Raw genomic sequence first — 15,795 nt, 5'->3', positions numbered from 1 at the left:
GATTTGCCCCAAAAAAGGAACCGCAATAGTAATTCGCACCCTTCTGGTTCAATGCGCCTGGGTGATAACTGGCCGGGCGAAGCCAATGGGTGTCTTCAAGAGTTCCTGAAAAGCCCGCGTTGTAGCGTTTCAACCCCTGCGCCGCTAATCGTTTCCCGGGATCGAAATACCTCGCGCCGGAACTGGCATGAAATCTGCTCTTCTACTGACAAACCCGCCGAACTCTCCGGCTGGCGTCCCAAGTGGTCACCGCCGACCACCCGCCTCAACAGGCATGGGACGGGTGAACCAGGCAGCGCGGCCTCGGTTAATCACCCCACCAGACATCAATGAATACCAGGCAAAGACGCCTGGAGCTGCTAAACGGCTCCAGGCGTTTTTTTTTTGGTTTTTTTCTGGCCATGCCAAGGCAGCGGCTTCGACAGAGGAAAGGCTATGAACGCTATCGTCACCCCGATCAAAAGCGAAACACTGGTCGTTATCGGCAACGGCATGGTCGGCCACCATTGTGTCGAGCAACTGATCGAGCGCGGTGCACTCGCCCACTATCACGTGCATGTGTTCGGTGAGGAGCGTCAGCGTGCCTACGACCGCGTACACCTCTCAGAGTATTTCGGCGGCCGTGATGCCGAGTCCCTCGCCCTTGGCGATGCCGATCTGTATGCCCGCCATGGCGTGCAGTTGCACCTCGGGGTTCAGGTACTTGAAATCGACCGTGAGCATAAGGAAGTGGTCACCAGCGCCGGACGCCAGGCTTATGACCGCCTGGTGCTGGCCACCGGTTCCTATCCCTTTGTGCCGCCGATCCCCGGCGCCGAGGGACGTTCGCGGCTGGTCTACCGCACCCTGGACGACCTCGACGCGATCCGCGAAGCCGCCACCCATGCCCGGCGTGGTGTGGTGGTAGGTGGCGGTCTGCTTGGTCTTGAAGCCGCCAACGCCTTGAAGTCCCTGGGGCTGGAAGCCCATGTCGTCGAATTCGCCCCACAACTGATGCCGGTGCAACTGGACGCCAGCGGCGGCGAGGCGCTGCGGGCACGGATCGAGGCCTTGGGTGTCGGCGTGCACCTTGCGCGAGCGACCCAGGAGATCGTCATTGGTGAAGAATATGCCTACCGCATGAACTTCAACGATGGCGAGTTTCTTGAAACCGACCTGATCGTATTCTCCGCCGGCATCCGCCCCCAGGACGCTGTCGGTCGCAGCGCCGGACTGGAGGTGGCAACCCGAGGCGGTCTGGTGGTCGACAATCATTGCCGCACCAGCGACCCCGACATCTTCGCCATCGGCGAGTGTGCGTCCTGGAACGGCAGCATCTTTGGCCTGGTCGCGCCGGGCTACAGCATGGCGCGTAATGTTGCCGCGAACTTGGCCGGTCAGCACTACGAGCCTTTTACCGGCGCAGACATGTCGACCAAGCTCAAGCTGCTGGGCGTCGATGTCGGTTCGATCGGCGATGCTCACGCGACCACACCCGGAGCCAAAAGCTACCGCTTCATCGACGAAGCCAGCGCCAGCTATCGGCGCCTGGTGGTCTCCGCCGACGGCAAGCACGTGCTCGGCGCAGTGCTGATCGGCGACAACAGTTACTACGACACCCTCCTCCAGTACGCGCAGAACGGCATCGCGCTGCCCAAGGACCCGTCCAGCCTGATTCTGCCGCTGTCGGACGGCGCTCCGACACTGGGCGCAGATGCGCTGCCGGACACCGCCACCCTCTGCTCCTGCCATAACGTCACCAAGGGCGCGGTGTGCTGTGCGATCGACGCCGGCTGCACCGATCTGGGCGAACTCAAGGGCAAGACCAAGGCCGGCACCGGTTGCGGCGGTTGCAGCGCGCTGCTCAAACAGGTCTTCGAGCATGAACTCAGCGCCCGTGGCGTCGCCGTTGACAAAAGCCTGTGCGAACACTTCGCCCACACCCGCCAGGAGCTGTACGCCCTGGTGCGGGTGGAAGGGATCATCAGCTTCGACGAGATGCTGGCCAAGCACGGCCGTGGCCACACCGGTTGCGATATCTGCAAACCCGCGGTGGGCTCGATTCTCGCCTCGTGCTGGAACCAGCCGATCATGGATCCGTCGTTGGTGCCCTTGCAGGACACCAACGACACCTTCATGGCGAACATGCAGAAGAACGGCACCTATTCGATCATCCCGCGCATCGCCGCCGGCGAGATCACCCCGGACAAACTGATCGCCCTCGGCGCCGTGGCGAAAAAATATGACCTCTACACCAAGATCACCGGCGGCCAGCGCATCGACCTGTTCGGCGCCCAACTGCATCAACTGCCGGACATCTGGGGCGAGCTGATCGAGGCCGGTTTCGAGACCGGCCACGGCTACGGCAAGTCGTTGCGCACGGTGAAATCCTGTGTCGGCAGCACCTGGTGCCGCTACGGCGTGCAGGACAGCGTTGGCATGGCGCTGATTCTGGAGAACCGCTACAAGGGCCTGCGCGCGCCGCATAAATTCAAGCTTGCAGTGTCCGGCTGCACCCGCGAATGCGCCGAAGCGCAGAGCAAGGACATCGGTGTGATCGCCACCGAGAAAGGCTGGAATCTCTACGTCTGCGGCAATGGCGGCATGCGCCCGCGTCACGCCGAGCTGCTGGCCACCGACCTGGATGACGACACCCTGCTGCGCTACATCGACCGGTTCCTGATGTTCTACATCCGTACTGCCGACAAACTGCAGCGCACCTCGGTCTGGCGCGAGAGCCTGGAAGGCGGTCTGGATTACCTCAAGGAGGTGATCATCGAGGACAGCCTGGGGCTGGGTGCTGAGTTGGAGTCGCAGATGCAGTTGGTGATCGACCGTTACGAATGCGAATGGGCCAACGCCATCAATGACCCGGAAAAGCTCAAGCGTTTCCGCACCTTCGTCAATGACGAACGCGGCGACCCGGATATCCATTTCGTCAAGGAACGCGGCCAGCGTCGCCCGGTGCACGCCACCGAACTCCATCTGATTCCCGTTACCGAGGAGGTGCTCTGATGAGCCAGTCAAACGTCGTCCGAATCGAACCCCACCGCGCCAGCGAAAGCCCTGCGCACTGGCGGGCGCTGTGCAGCCGTCACGACCTGGTCGCCAATTCAGGTGTCGTCGCCTGGATCGATGGCGCCCAGGTGGCGCTGTTTCACTTGCCCGATGCGCAGGACAAAACCCTCTACGCCATCGACAACCGCGACCCGAAGTCAGGCGCCAATGTCATTGGCCGAGGTATCGTCGGCAACCTCAAGGGCGATCTGGTGATTGCCTCGCCGCTGTACAAACAGCACTTCCGTCTCGAAGACGGCAGTTGCCTGGAGTATCCGGAACAAAGCCTGCGCGTCTGGCCGGTGCGGCTGAACGGCGATGTGGTGGAGATTGGAGTAAGCGCGGGCGCTTGAGTGACAGGACTCGCCCGCAGGTAGAGATTCACAGGAGCGTTCCCCATGAAGACCGTTGCACAACTATTGAAGTTGAAAGCCACGCAAAATCAGGTCCACACCATCGCCCCGGATCAGATGGTGCTGGAAGCGCTGAGAGTGATGGCTGAAAAAAATGTGGGGGCTCTACCGGTCATGGAGGGGGGCCAGGTGGTAGGTGTCATCAGCGAGCGCGACTACGCGCGCAAGATTGTTCTCCAGGGGCGCTCCTCGGTCGGCACGCCCGTCAGAGACATCATGAGCGCGCCAGTGGTGACAGTGGACTCCCGTCAAAGCGTCGAGACCTGCATGGGCATCATGACCGACAGCCATCTGCGCCACTTGCCGGTGGTGGAGAACGGACAACTGCTGGGCCTGCTGTCCATTGGCGACCTGGTTAAAGAAGCCATCACCGAGCAGGCCGATCTGATCCGCCAACTGGAACAGTACATTCGCGGAGATCTATGGAGCCTCCCGGCCGTGGGCATCGCGCGAGCACCTGAGCCGCATGCGGCAGAAGTCGGCCACTTGCCGTGAGTTGAACAGCGCATACAAAAATGCCCCTATCTTGCGATACGGGCATGTTCTGAAACCACCAGACAGAGCCTGCGGTGATCAGGCTCAAACGGCACGGTCAATTTCATCCAGTACGCATCGCCTTTACTCAGCATGACCCGCCCTGCCCTGGCCTATCGGCTGAAGAAAAACCCTGATGAAAGCCTGAAGGCGACTGCCCGGCCAAGGTGCATCGCGGTCGGTGACCCGGACTTGCTGCCCCTTATCAGCGCGACGGAGTCACCCGTGTGCTGTGCGCTGCAGAACTCTCGGTGTGGCTTGGGCATACACCGTCCCCATTGAATAGCTGCCGATAAGGCAAATCTGCCAATGACAAACGTCGGATTGTCGGCGAATTCGCCCTTTTCACTGTCCGGGCACACTCCTGCGATCTGTCGATAGCAAAGCCTGGCAGACAATTTGCTAAGGGATAACCAGGCATGAGCCATCAACGGCGATGGCTTCGCAAACACCATGGGCAACGGCGTCCGCTCCTCCTCCGCATTGCGGAAGGTGAGCGTGCGCCGTTTTTGCTTTCATCCTGGCAATGTAAGGATTATCCATGTCCGCTCAAGGAATGCTCCATTCGACTCACGCCGCAGCGAACCGGAGCGAGGGGGTCGGCAAACCCCGTCGCCCGACAGGCACGGCATTCGGCAAGGCATTGTTCGAACCCGGTAGAGCCCTTCTCGAACGCAGTCGAATCGGCGCCTGGTTACCGCTTGGATTTGCCCTCGGCGCCTGCGGTTTCGCGCTCGCCGACCGGCCCGCCAGCGCACTGACCCTGATACCTGGCGTGCTCTACCTGGGCTGCGCCTGGCACCTGCGCGAGCGCCACCTACGCCGACTGCAGACGTTCTGGAACACCGAACTGGCACGACTACTGCGCAGCCCCCGGGATGCCGATTCGGCGACGCTACTGATGGCCGGCAGTATGCAATTGCGCAACAGCGAACGCTTGCGTAGCGAAGTGCAATTCGCCAGCCGCGCCCTGGAACAGATGGCCCAAAAAGCCCGCGACCAGGGTGAGCAACAGAGCCAACGGATCGCTATGATCGCTGCCGCCAGCGAGCAGATCGATCAGACCCTGCACAGCATCGACGCCTTGGCCCAAGGTGCGCTGGCAGCCTTCGCCGACGCCCATGCCCAGAGCGACGCCGGTTGTCTGGAGGCGCGCGCCGTGGGCGGCAGCATGCTCGCCATCCAGCACAGCCTGGGCAATACCGCACAGGCCGTGGAAGCCTTGCTGCAGCGCACTGCCGCAGTCGAGAGCACGGTGCAGAGCATCCAGGCGCTGGCCAAGCAGACCCAGTTGCTGGCACTCAACGCCTCCATCGAAGCTGCCCGCGCTGGCGAGCACGGTCGTGGTTTTGCCGTGGTCGCCGAAGAGGTCCGCAGCCTGGCCCAGGCCACCGACCGCGCCACCCAGGAGATCACCACAGCCGCAACAGCGATTGCCACGGCGGTGCACCTGGTGGATGGCGAGGTCAAAGAACACCGCGACTTGCTGCAAGCAGGCAGCCAGCAGAGCGAGCACCTCGCCGCCAACCTCGACAATCTGGCACGACGCAGTCAGAGCAATCTGCAGCACCTTGGCGCCATGCAACAGGCGCTCAGTGAGCACCAGCAAGCCAATCATGCCCTCAGCGAACAGTTGCAACAGGTCAATGGCGCTGTGCAGGAACAGAGCTCGCAGACTCATGCGTTGCACGACCTGACCCGCTATCTCAACCAGCTCACCGTCGGAAGCCGCCCATGAATTCAACACTCATCGAAACACTCGACGGCGAGCCATCCCGACAAACCCGCTTGCCACAGGATGACCCGGGCCTGCGACAGGCACTCTTGCTGGGCCTCGACCTGCTGCAAGGCCTGCAGCAGCATCGCGGCCTCGGTGGACAGACCACCCGCGAGGCACGCCTGCGCTGCCAGGTTCTGGGCGACTCGCTCGACCAGGGCTGGAGAGCGTGGCCGTATGCGACACAACGACAAGCCTGGCAGGTGTTGCGCCGCGACCCCGCGGATTTCGATGGTCACTGCCGGCTGTTACAAGAGTTGCTCGGCGCCATCCAGCATCTTGAACTGCATCGTTGTGCGTTCAATCTGGCCCCACCCAGCATCGCCGAACGCTGCTGGGAACTGGAAGACCTGGGGCGGCTGCGCGGTTTGTCCGTGCGCGCGGCCGCCTTTCGCAGTTGCCCTTTGGAAATGCTGATCCAGTTACAGTACCTGCATGAACGCTTACTCAGGCAGGCTCAAGGCTCGCTGCGCAATGCTCTTGAACGGTTGCAGCGTTGCCTGATCGACGCCCCGACAGTGTCCATCGACCCGGCGCAGTGCTACGCCCTGCTCACACCCTTGCTCGACGAACGCCTCGATGCCATCCGCCGGGATCTGAACTGAGGTTAAGTTGGCTGGCTCCCTGGAAGAGAAAGTGAACGGCAGAGCCTGGCGCTTAAAAATTGAACACGTAGCTCAGAATCACGCGATGTTCATCGGCGCTGGCGCGCAGGCCGGCGGCCAGGGAGGTACTGATATGACTGGCGTCGACATCGTCACCCTTGACGTAACGCAGACCGAACGTCAGCCCCGGAATGCCGAGTGCAGCGAAGTCATACGTCGCAGACCGCAATGAACAGCCGCAGAGACACCGGATCGATATGCCACATGTTCACGTCCACCCCTCAAGCCGAAGCGTGGAACGCACCAAGCGCTGTTCTTCGTTTTCGATTTCCTTGAGGTTCTCGCAGATGCTCTGGATATGCGCGATGGCCGCCTTGCGCGCCTGCTCGGGCAAACGGCCGGTGACGGCGTTATAGAGCCGCGCGTGCTGCCGGTCGATCTGACGTTTTTGAGGTTCGCGGTGATAGAGGTTGTTGACCGAGGCGAAGACTGAGTTGAGCAGCAGATCGGTCAATGAGCGCAAGGTCTGCACCAAAACCGGATTATGCGAGGCTTCGCAAATCGCCAGGTGGAACGCGTGATCGAGCCGTGCATGGGCCGAGGCATCGAGTGACTGTGTGTGAGCCTCGACCAATGCCTGATAGCTGCGGGTGATCAGCACAAAGTCCGCATCGGTGCCACGCAACGCGGCCAGTCGGGCGGACTCGCCTTCCAGGAGGCTACGCACCTCGAACAGATCGTAGAGGGTGCGGGGCTGTGAACTGAACAAATGCATCAACGGCGACGTGGGGGTATGTCCCGACAGCTGCGCGACAAACGAGCCCTTGCCCTGTTCGGTCTCGATGATCCCTCTGGCGCGCAGCAATTTAAGCCCTTCTCGCAGCGCGGTACGGGAAACGCCGAGCTTTTCCGTCAGCCGTCGTTCGGAAGGCAAGAGCTGACCGGTCTTCAGTACCCCATCGACAATCAGACGCTCGATGCGTTCGCACACCACATCCGCCACCTGGGCACGGCCCGAATCACTGCTGCTCATGCAACCTCCAGCTGGTATGACCAGTTATAGCGAAAACGCCAATAAAATCAAACAACACAACTAACTCACTGAATATATTGATATTAATTACAAGTAACAAAATCCGTCCGCTAAAAAACTGGTTCGACCAGCCGCACAACACATGGACAGTAAGGCCCCTTAGGCCAATGATGCAAGTTAGCTGTTCCCGTGAACAAGCTCCAATAAAAGCAACTCAGGGTCGTTAGCCACCCATGAACATTCTCTACGACGAACGCGTTGACGGTGCGCTGCCTGCCGTCGATAAAGGCTCGCTACTCCAGGCCCTGCAAGAGCGATTGCCCGATCTGGATATCCTGCACCGCGAGGAAGATCTCAAGCCTTACGAGTGCGACGGCCTGTCTGCCTACCGCACCACGCCGATGCTGGTGGTGCTGCCCCGGCACATCGAGCAGGTACAAGGCGTGCTCAAACTCTGCCATGAGCGCCAGGTGCCGGTAGTCGCACGCGGTGCCGGGACCGGGCTTTCCGCAGGTGCATTGCCGTTGGAAAAAGGCGTGCTACTGGTGATGGCGCGTTTCAACACGATCCTGCACATCGACCCCGCAGCGCGCAGCGCCCGTGTTCAACCTGGCGTACGCAATCTGGCGATCTCCCAGGCCGCCGCCCCCTTCGGCTTGTATTACGCGCCGGATCCTTCCTCGCAGATCGCCTGCTCCATCGGCGGCAATGTGGCCGAAAACGCCGGTGGCGTGCATTGCCTCAAGTACGGACTGACCGTGCATAACCTGCTCAAGGTTGAAATCCTCACGGTCGAAGGCGAACGACTGACTCTGGGCTCCGAGGCCCTCGACTCGCCGGGTTTTGACCTGCTGGCGCTGTTCACCGGCTCCGAAGGCATGCTCGGGATCATCACCGAAGTCACAGTCAAACTGCTGCCCAAACCGCAAATCGCCAAAGTGCTGCTGGCCGCGTTCGACTCCGTGGAAAAAGCCGGACGCGCGGTCGGCGACATCATTGCCAAAGGCATCATTCCAGGCGGCCTGGAGATGATGGACAACCTGGCGATTCGCGCGGCCGAAGATTTCATTCATGCCGGCTACCCGGTAGACGCCGAGGCCATTCTGCTGTGCGAACTCGATGGGGTTGAAGCGGACGTTCACGATGAATGTGACCGGGTTCGTGCCGTACTTGAGCGCGCGGGTGCCACCGAAGTGCGTCAGGCCCGCGACGAAGCCGAGCGGGTGCGGTTCTGGGCCGGACGCAAGAATGCCTTTCCGGCGGTAGGACGGCTCTCGCCGGATTACTACTGCATGGACGGGACAATCCCGCGGCGTGAACTCCCCGGCGTGCTCAAAGGCATCTCCACTCTGGCCGCCGAATACGACCTGAGGGTCGCCAATGTGTTTCACGCCGGTGACGGCAACATGCACCCGCTGATTCTGTTCGATGCCAATCAGCCCGGCGAACTGGAGCGTGCCGAGACCCTCGGCGGCAAGATCCTCGAACTGTGCGTCAAGGTCGGCGGCAGCATCACCGGCGAGCACGGTGTCGGCCGCGAGAAAATCAACCAGATGTGCGCCCAGTTCAACAGCGATGAGTTGACCCTGTTCCACGCAGTGAAAGCCGCCTTCGACCCCAGCGGTCTGCTCAATCCCGGCAAGAACATTCCGACCCTGCACCGCTGCGCCGAATTCGGCGCCATGCATGTGCACCTGGGCCAGTTGCCCTTCCCTGAACTGGAGCGTTTTTGATGTATGTCGAACAGAATGTCGACGGCAGCGCTGCGCTGCTGGAACAGGTCATCCAGGCGCTGAACAATGCCACGCCGTTGCTGATCCAGGGTTCCAACAGCAAGGCGTTTCTCGGCCGCCCGGTGGCAGGCGAAGTGCTCGACACTCGCGGTCATTGCGGCATCGTCAGCTACGACCCGACCGAACTGGTAATCACCGCGCGGGCGGGCACGCCTTTGGCCGATCTGTCCGCAGCCCTGGAGGCAGCCGGCCAGATGCTGCCCTGCGAACCGCCGTCGTTTGGTGAGGGGGCAACGCTGGGCGGCATGGTCGCCGCCGGTTTGTCCGGCCCGCGCCGGCCCTGGTCCGGCTCGGTGCGTGATTTCGTTCTCGGCACCCGCGTGATCACAGGCTTGGGCAAACACCTGCGCTTCGGTGGCGAGGTCATGAAAAACGTCGCCGGTTACGATCTGTCGCGCTTGCTGGTGGGCAGTTACGGATGTCTTGGCCTGCTCACAGAAGTGTCGTTAAAGGTCCTGCCAAAGCCCCGCCGGTGCATCAGTATCTCGCTGGAAATGGACCGCGCGCACGCCTTGGCAAGGCTTGCCGAATGGGGCCAGCAACCCCTTCCCATCAGCGCCGCCTGCCATGACGGCCAGCGTTTGCATCTGCGCCTGGAAGGGGGCGAAGGGTCGGTGACGGCCGCCCATGATCGTCTCGGCGGCGAATGGCTCGACCCCGGTTATTGGGGCGAACTGAATGAACAGCGTCTGGCCTTTTTCGACGAAGGTCAGCCACTGTGGCGCCTGTCAGTGCCCAACAATACCGGCATTCTTGATCTGCCCGGCGAGCAGCTGATCGATTGGGGCGGTGCCCAACGCTGGCTGAAATCCGACGCCGATGCTGCCGTTATTCGCTCGATTGCCCATGAGGCCGGCGGTCATGCCACCTGCTACAGCCACGGACTGATCGACAGCCCTTTCCAGCCGCTGTCCCCCGTGCTGCTGCGCTATCACCGCCAACTCAAAGCGCAACTGGACCCGCAAGGGATCTTCAACCCGGGTCGAATGTACGCGGAGCTCTGAACCATGCAGACCACCTTAAGTGAACAGGCCAAACGCCTGCCACGCGCCGAAGAAGCAGATAGCATTCTGCGCACCTGCGTACATTGCGGCTTCTGCAACGCCACCTGTCCGACCTATCAACTGCTCGGCGATGAACTGGACGGCCCTCGCGGGCGTATCTACCTGATCAAGCAAGTGCTGGAAGGCCACGAGGTCACCGAGAAGACCCAACTGCACCTGGACCGTTGCCTGTCGTGCCGCAACTGTGAAACCACCTGCCCCTCCGGCGTGGACTATCACAATCTGCTGGACATCGGCCGCGCGGTGGTCGACGAGGCCGTGCCACGTCCTCTCGGCCAGCGCTTGCTACGCGAGAGTCTGCGAGCGGTGGTACCTAACCCGGGGCTGTTCAAGACGCTGATCAATACCGGCGAAACCTTTCGCCCGCTGTTGCCTGAGGTACTCAAGGTCAAGTTGCCGCGCACTGTGCACCCCGCCAAGCCACGACCGACGACGCAGCACACGCGGCATGTGCTGATGCTCGAGGGCTGCGTGCAACCGAGCCTGTCACCCAATACCAATGCCGCCACTGCGCGAGTCCTGGACCGTCTGGGAATCAGCGTCACGCCGATCAGCCAGGCCGGATGCTGCGGTGCCGTGGACTATCACTTGAACGCCCAGGAGGCCGGCCTCAATCGCGCTCGGCGCAATATCGACGCCTGGTGGCCTAGCATCGAAAACGGCGCCGAAGCCATTGTGCAGACGGCCAGCGGTTGCGGAGCCTTCATCAAGGATTACGGCCATCTGCTCACAAACGATCCGGCCTATGCAGCCAAGGCCAAACGGGTCAGCGCCCTGGCCAGGGATCTGGTGGAAGTGCTGCGTGAGGAGCCGCTGGAGCAACTCAAGATCAGCGCCGCCATGCGTCTGGCCTTCCACTGCCCCTGCACCTTGCAGCACGCACAAAAGCTCGGCGGCGCGGTAGAAGAGTTGCTGACTCGCCTGGGCTTCACCCTCACGCAAGTCCCGGACAGCCATTTGTGCTGCGGCTCGGCGGGCACCTACTCGCTGACCCAGCCCGAACTGTCCCGACAACTGCGCGACAACAAGCTCAACGCACTGGAAAGCGGAAAACCCGAGGTGATTGCCACCGCCAACATCGGCTGTCAGACCCACCTCGACGGTGCCGGCCGAACCCCTGTCAGGCACTGGATCGAACTGGTCGAAGAAGCCCTGCCTTAACCGAACGAACAGCGTCCATTGGAGAACCCCATGAGAACCAAAGCCGTATTGAGCCAGAGCGAAGTCAGTCAGATCCTGGCCGCCGCGCGCACTGAAGCACAGAACAATCAATGGGCGGTGACCATCGCCATCGTCGATGACGGCGGTCACCCACTGGCCCTTGAGCGTCTCGATGGCTGCGCAGCGATAAGCGCCTATATCGCCACGGAAAAAGCCCGCACCTCGGCCCTGGGCCGCCGTGAATCCAAGGGCTATGAGGACATGGTCAACGGAGGTCGCAGCGCCTTTCTTTCGGCGCCGCTGCTGACCTCGCTGGAAGGCGGCGTGCCGATCATCGTCGATGGGCAAGTGATCGGTGCGGTCGGGGTGTCGGGAGTGAAAGCCGAACAGGATGCCCAAGTCGCCAGAGCCGGCGCCCAATGCCTGAATTGAACCGGCCCTTCGCTGAACCAACAGCGCTTTGCGCTGAATCGACAACCTCTGATGGAGACTGTGTGATGTCCGATTTCGTCAACTGCCAGCGCCTTAAAGTGGCAGCGACCCTGCAACGTTTCATCGATGAGGAAGTGCTGCCAGGCACCGGCCTCGACCAGGAAACCTTCTGGAGCGGCTTCGATGCTCTGGTGCATGAACTGGCCCCGCAAAACCGGGCGTTGCTCGCCGAGCGCGATCGTCTGCAGAGCGAACTCGACACTTGGCACCGTGCCCACCCGGGACCTGTGACTGACATGCCGGCCTATCGCAGCTTTCTCACCGCCATTGGCTACTTGCAGCCGCAACCCGCCCAAGTGCAGGCCAGCACCCGTAATGTCGATATAGAGATCAGCACTCAGGCCGGCCCGCAATTGGTGGTCCCTGCGGTGAATGCTCGCTATGCACTGAATGCGGCCAATGCCCGCTGGGGTTCGCTGTATGACGCACTGTATGGCACCGATGTGCTTTCCAATGAAGGTGGCGCCGAGGCAGGCACGACCTACAACCCGGTCCGTGGAGCCAGGGTCATCGCCTTTGCCCGCGCTTTTCTCGATGAAGCCATGCCACTGAGCAATGGCTCTCATGCAGATGTGAGCAGCTACCGCGTTGAGTCAGGTCAACTGCAAGTGACCCTGAAAAACGGCAGTCAGAGCGTACTCTTGCAGCCTGAAAAATATGTCGGTTACCAAGGCCAGGCGCTGCAACCCACAGCTATCCTGCTGAAGAACAACGGCCTGCACGTGGAAATCCAGATCGACCCGGACAGTACGACTGGTCGTGCCGACAATGCAGGAGTGAAGGACCTGCTGATGGAGGCGGCGCTCTCGACCATTATCGATTGCGAAGACTCCGTCGCCGCTGTCGACGCCGCTGACAAAGTGCAGGTGTATCGCAACTGGTTGGGTTTGATGAAAGGCGACCTCAGGGAAGACCTGGAAAAGAATGGCAAACGCATCACCCGACGCCTCAACCCGGATCGCGAATACACCGCCGCCGATGGCAGCACTCTGACACTGCATGGTCGCTCACTGCTCTTTATCCGCAATGTCGGCCATCTGATGACCAGCCCGGCGATTCTCGACAGCGACGGCGTGGAGATCCCGGAAGGCATACTCGATGGCGTAGTCACCAGTCTGATTGCCTTGCATGACCTGCAACGCCGCGGCAACTCGCGCACCGGCAGTGTCTACATCGTCAAACCGAAGATGCACGGCCCCGCCGAAGTGGCGTTTGCCGAGTTGTTATTCAGTCGTATCGAGGAACTGCTCAGGCTTGAGCGCAATACCCTGAAGATGGGGATCATGGACGAAGAGCGACGCACCAGCGTCAATCTGAAAGCCTGTATTGCGGCCGCCTCTTCGCGCGTGGCTTTTATCAATACCGGTTTCCTCGACCGCACCGGTGACGAGATGCATACCGCCATGGAAGCCGGCGCCATGCTGCGCAAGGGCGAGATGAAGAACAGCGCGTGGATTCAGGCCTACGAACGCAACAACGTACTGGTCGGCCTGGCCTGCGGCCTGCGGGGTCGCGCGCAAATCGGCAAAGGCATGTGGGCAATGCCCGACCGGATGGCCGACATGCTTGAACAGAAGATTGCCCACCCCAAAGCCGGGGCCAACACTGCCTGGGTCCCCTCGCCTACGGCTGCCACCCTGCACGCGCTGCACTATCACAAGGTCGATGTGCGCGCAGTTCAAGAAGCATTGGAGCAGATTGATCTGTCCGCCGTCAGTGAGGAAATTCTCAACGATCTGCTCAGCGTTCCGGTTGCCGCTATTGGCCAATGGTCCGCCGAGGAGATTCAAGAGGAAGTCGAAAACAACGCCCAGGGTCTGCTCGGCTATGTCGTGCGCTGGATCGAGCAAGGTATCGGTTGCTCCAAGGTCCCGGACATTCATGATGTCGGGCTGATGGAAGATCGCGCGACCCTGCGCATTTCCAGCCAGCACATCGCCAACTGGCTGAGGCATGGTGTGATCGACCGAACGCAGACCCTGAAGATCCTGCAACGCATGGCTCAGGTCGTCGACCAGCAGAACGCCGCAGATCCACACTACCAAGCGATGGCAATCGACTTCGAGCGATCGCGGGCCTTTCAGGCAGCCTGCACGCTGGTTTTCAACGGATGCGAACAACCGAGCGGCTATACCGAGCCGCTGCTGCATAAGTTCCGTATCGCCTTCAAACAAGGTTGACGCCGAGTGAACTCTAAAAACCTGCCAGCTCAACGACTGCACTACACTTTCGCGGCCTGCGCCAGCTTTCCATGTTGCGTTACACCTCGGATGGGTGCCCCCTGAAAGAAGTCAGCCACATGCCGCGAACCGTCGTATTGCTCCTCGCGTTGGTTGCAGCCTCGTACCTTGGGTTGTGTGCCGCCTTGTTCGTGTTTCAGCGTGCCCTCATCTACTTTCCGCAGCCTCGCACCATGGGTATCCCCGCAACGATTCTCAAGCTGCCTGTAGCCGACGCCCAAGTGTTGGTCTCAACCAGACCCCACGACGGTCCGGATGCGCTGATCTACTTCGGAGGCAATGCCGAGGATGTCTCGCTGAACCTGCCCGACTTTTCGCAAGCCTTCCCGAATCAGGCGATCTACCTGCTTAACTACAGAGGATTCGGTGGAAGCTCCGGATCCCCCTCCGAGGAGGCACTCCAGCGCGATGCCCTGGCCTTGTTTGATATGGTCCACGCCGACCACCCCAATACGGTGGTTGTGGGGCGTAGTTTAGGTACGGGCGTCGCCATTCACCTTGCGAGCCAGCGGCCGGCATCGCGCCTGATCCTGATCACGCCGTACAGCAGCCTGGAAGATCTCGCCGCGATAAAAATGCCCTTTTTTCCAGTGAGGTGGCTGCTAAAGGACAAGTTTCAATCGTGGAAATATGCCGCTGGAATCACTGTCCCTACGCTGTTGATCGCGGCTGAACACGACGAGATCGTACCGCGTTCAAATACCGAGAAACTCTACGCACATTTCCCCACTGGCGTGGCCTCGTTCAAGGTCATTCCGGGCACTGGCCACAACTCAATATCGCAAAGCCCTCAATACTTGAAAGTGCTCGGTAGCGGGCTGTAATCGACCTGCTTGATGAGCAGGGAGCTACGTTGTCCAGGCTTCATTGGGCCGCTACACAGTGCCTGGTCTTCACTCATAGCTTGTAGCCGATCTGTCGCAACAAGCTCTTGCGCCAAAGGATGTCTTCGTCGCCTTCTATGTCACTGGCACAGAAACCATCCACTACACCCAGGACCGCTCGACCCTGCTCCGTTTCAGCAAGAATCACCTCAGTTGGATTGGCTGTTGCGCAAAAAATGCGGCATACCTCTGGCACCATTTTGACTGTGTTCAACACGTTCAGCGGATAAAAACCGTCCCCGAGAAAAATGATGAAGCTATGGCCTGCGGCAATGGCTTTCGCATTCTTCCGGGCAAGTTCGATCATGGCGGTATCGGTGCCAGACCATCGCACCAGGCATTTGCCAGAGGCTTCACAAAAGGCCACGCCAAACTTGATACCTGGCACGGCACCTACCAACGCTTCGTGGATATCCTCGACGGACTTGATGAAATGCGTCTGACCAAAAATGAAGTTCGTAGCTTCCGACTTATCGATTTTCACAGTGATGAGTTGCATTTCAATCTACTCCTTTTCCGATGTTGACTAAGCATAGCTATTCATTTGCCATGTCTGTGTCCATCGGCTGTCTCTGGCCCAAGCCAGGCTGGAGTCTCTGCAGGAGCAGCCGGTCGACGCCCGAGTGCGCGCCATGGCGTCTTCGAAATCGCCATCGCGAGCCAGCCCGCGCCGACAAATCGCGCGCAAAACAAAACCCCTACCTGCGTACGCAGATAGGGGTTTCGGAAGTTAATCTTGACGATGACCTACTCTCACATGGGG

At 60.6% G+C, this 15,795-nt stretch carries 13 protein-coding genes and 1 pseudogene; 11 read left to right on the top strand and 3 right to left on the bottom strand.

Features of this window, described 5'->3' with window-relative positions; translation table 11 throughout:
- The first annotated feature begins 435 nt into the window (after positions 1-435).
- From nirB to AC07VR_RS22890, 5 genes and pseudogenes are all read left to right on the top strand, one after another.
- On the top strand, positions 436-2,994 hold the full coding sequence (nirB, locus tag AC07VR_RS22910; RefSeq protein WP_495012630.1) for a nitrite reductase large subunit NirB: 2,559 nt from the start codon (positions 436-438) through the stop codon (positions 2,992-2,994).
- On the top strand, positions 2,994-3,389 hold the full coding sequence (nirD, locus tag AC07VR_RS22905; RefSeq protein ID WP_495012629.1) for a nitrite reductase small subunit NirD: 396 nt from the start codon (positions 2,994-2,996) through the stop codon (positions 3,387-3,389). Before nirB ends, nirD begins: the two co-directional genes overlap by 1 nt.
- A gap of 45 nt (positions 3,390-3,434) precedes the next feature.
- Positions 3,435-3,869: pseudogene (locus AC07VR_RS22900) on the top strand (CBS domain-containing protein); the annotation flags it as partial.
- 655 nt (positions 3,870-4,524) lie between these two features.
- A complete protein-coding gene (locus tag AC07VR_RS22895) occupies positions 4,525-5,721 on the top strand; it encodes a methyl-accepting chemotaxis protein (protein ID WP_495012628.1) in 1,197 nt (398 codons plus the stop codon).
- Complete coding sequence (locus AC07VR_RS22890; protein WP_495012627.1) at positions 5,718-6,365, top strand: hypothetical protein; 648 nt, start codon at positions 5,718-5,720, stop codon at positions 6,363-6,365. The genes AC07VR_RS22895 and AC07VR_RS22890 overlap by 4 nt, the downstream gene beginning before the upstream one ends.
- A gap of 52 nt (positions 6,366-6,417) precedes the next feature.
- Here AC07VR_RS22890 and AC07VR_RS22885 read toward each other — a convergent pair whose 3' ends face one another.
- Together AC07VR_RS22885 and glcC are read right to left on the bottom strand one after the other, a co-directional pair.
- Complete coding sequence (locus AC07VR_RS22885; protein WP_495012626.1) at positions 6,418-6,594, bottom strand: OprD family outer membrane porin; 177 nt, start codon at positions 6,592-6,594, stop codon at positions 6,418-6,420.
- A gap of 39 nt (positions 6,595-6,633) precedes the next feature.
- On the bottom strand, positions 6,634-7,398 hold the full coding sequence (gene glcC, locus AC07VR_RS22880) for a transcriptional regulator GlcC (RefSeq protein WP_495012625.1): 765 nt from the start codon (positions 7,396-7,398) through the stop codon (positions 6,634-6,636).
- Between the two features lie 233 nt (positions 7,399-7,631).
- On the opposite strand from glcC, the gene glcD reads away from it, so the two are divergent.
- The 6 genes from glcD (at position 7,632) to AC07VR_RS22850 (ending at position 14,972) form a co-directional block, all read left to right on the top strand.
- The gene (gene glcD, locus AC07VR_RS22875; protein ID WP_494991190.1) at positions 7,632-9,131 is read left to right on the top strand and encodes a glycolate oxidase subunit GlcD; all 1,500 of its coding nucleotides are present in this window, start codon (positions 7,632-7,634) and stop codon (positions 9,129-9,131) included.
- Complete coding sequence (gene glcE, locus AC07VR_RS22870; protein WP_494991189.1) at positions 9,131-10,195, top strand: glycolate oxidase subunit GlcE; 1,065 nt, start codon at positions 9,131-9,133, stop codon at positions 10,193-10,195. The genes glcD and glcE overlap by 1 nt, the downstream gene beginning before the upstream one ends.
- 3 nt (positions 10,196-10,198) lie before the next feature.
- Positions 10,199-11,416, top strand: coding sequence for a glycolate oxidase subunit GlcF (gene glcF, locus AC07VR_RS22865; protein WP_495012624.1), 1,218 nt, complete (start codon positions 10,199-10,201; stop codon positions 11,414-11,416).
- 30 nt (positions 11,417-11,446) lie between these two features.
- A complete protein-coding gene (locus AC07VR_RS22860) occupies positions 11,447-11,848 on the top strand; it encodes a heme-binding protein (protein ID WP_494991187.1) in 402 nt (133 codons plus the stop codon).
- Between the two features lie 65 nt (positions 11,849-11,913).
- On the top strand, positions 11,914-14,088 hold the full coding sequence (locus tag AC07VR_RS22855) for a malate synthase G (RefSeq protein WP_495012623.1): 2,175 nt from the start codon (positions 11,914-11,916) through the stop codon (positions 14,086-14,088).
- Positions 14,089-14,207: 119 nt separating this feature from the next.
- Positions 14,208-14,972, top strand: coding sequence for an alpha/beta hydrolase (locus tag AC07VR_RS22850; RefSeq protein ID WP_495012622.1), 765 nt, complete (start codon positions 14,208-14,210; stop codon positions 14,970-14,972).
- Between the two features lie 73 nt (positions 14,973-15,045).
- On the opposite strand, the gene AC07VR_RS22845 is transcribed toward AC07VR_RS22850, so the two are convergent.
- Complete coding sequence (locus AC07VR_RS22845) at positions 15,046-15,531, bottom strand: adenosine-specific kinase (protein ID WP_494991184.1); 486 nt, start codon at positions 15,529-15,531, stop codon at positions 15,046-15,048.
- Between the last annotated feature and the right edge of the window lie 264 nt (positions 15,532-15,795).

The sequence above is a fragment of the Pseudomonas sp. GW821-FHT02H09 genome (assembly GCF_059421425.1).
Note: the sequence above shows the minus strand (reverse complement) of the source record. Positions and strands in the feature narration are given on the sequence as shown.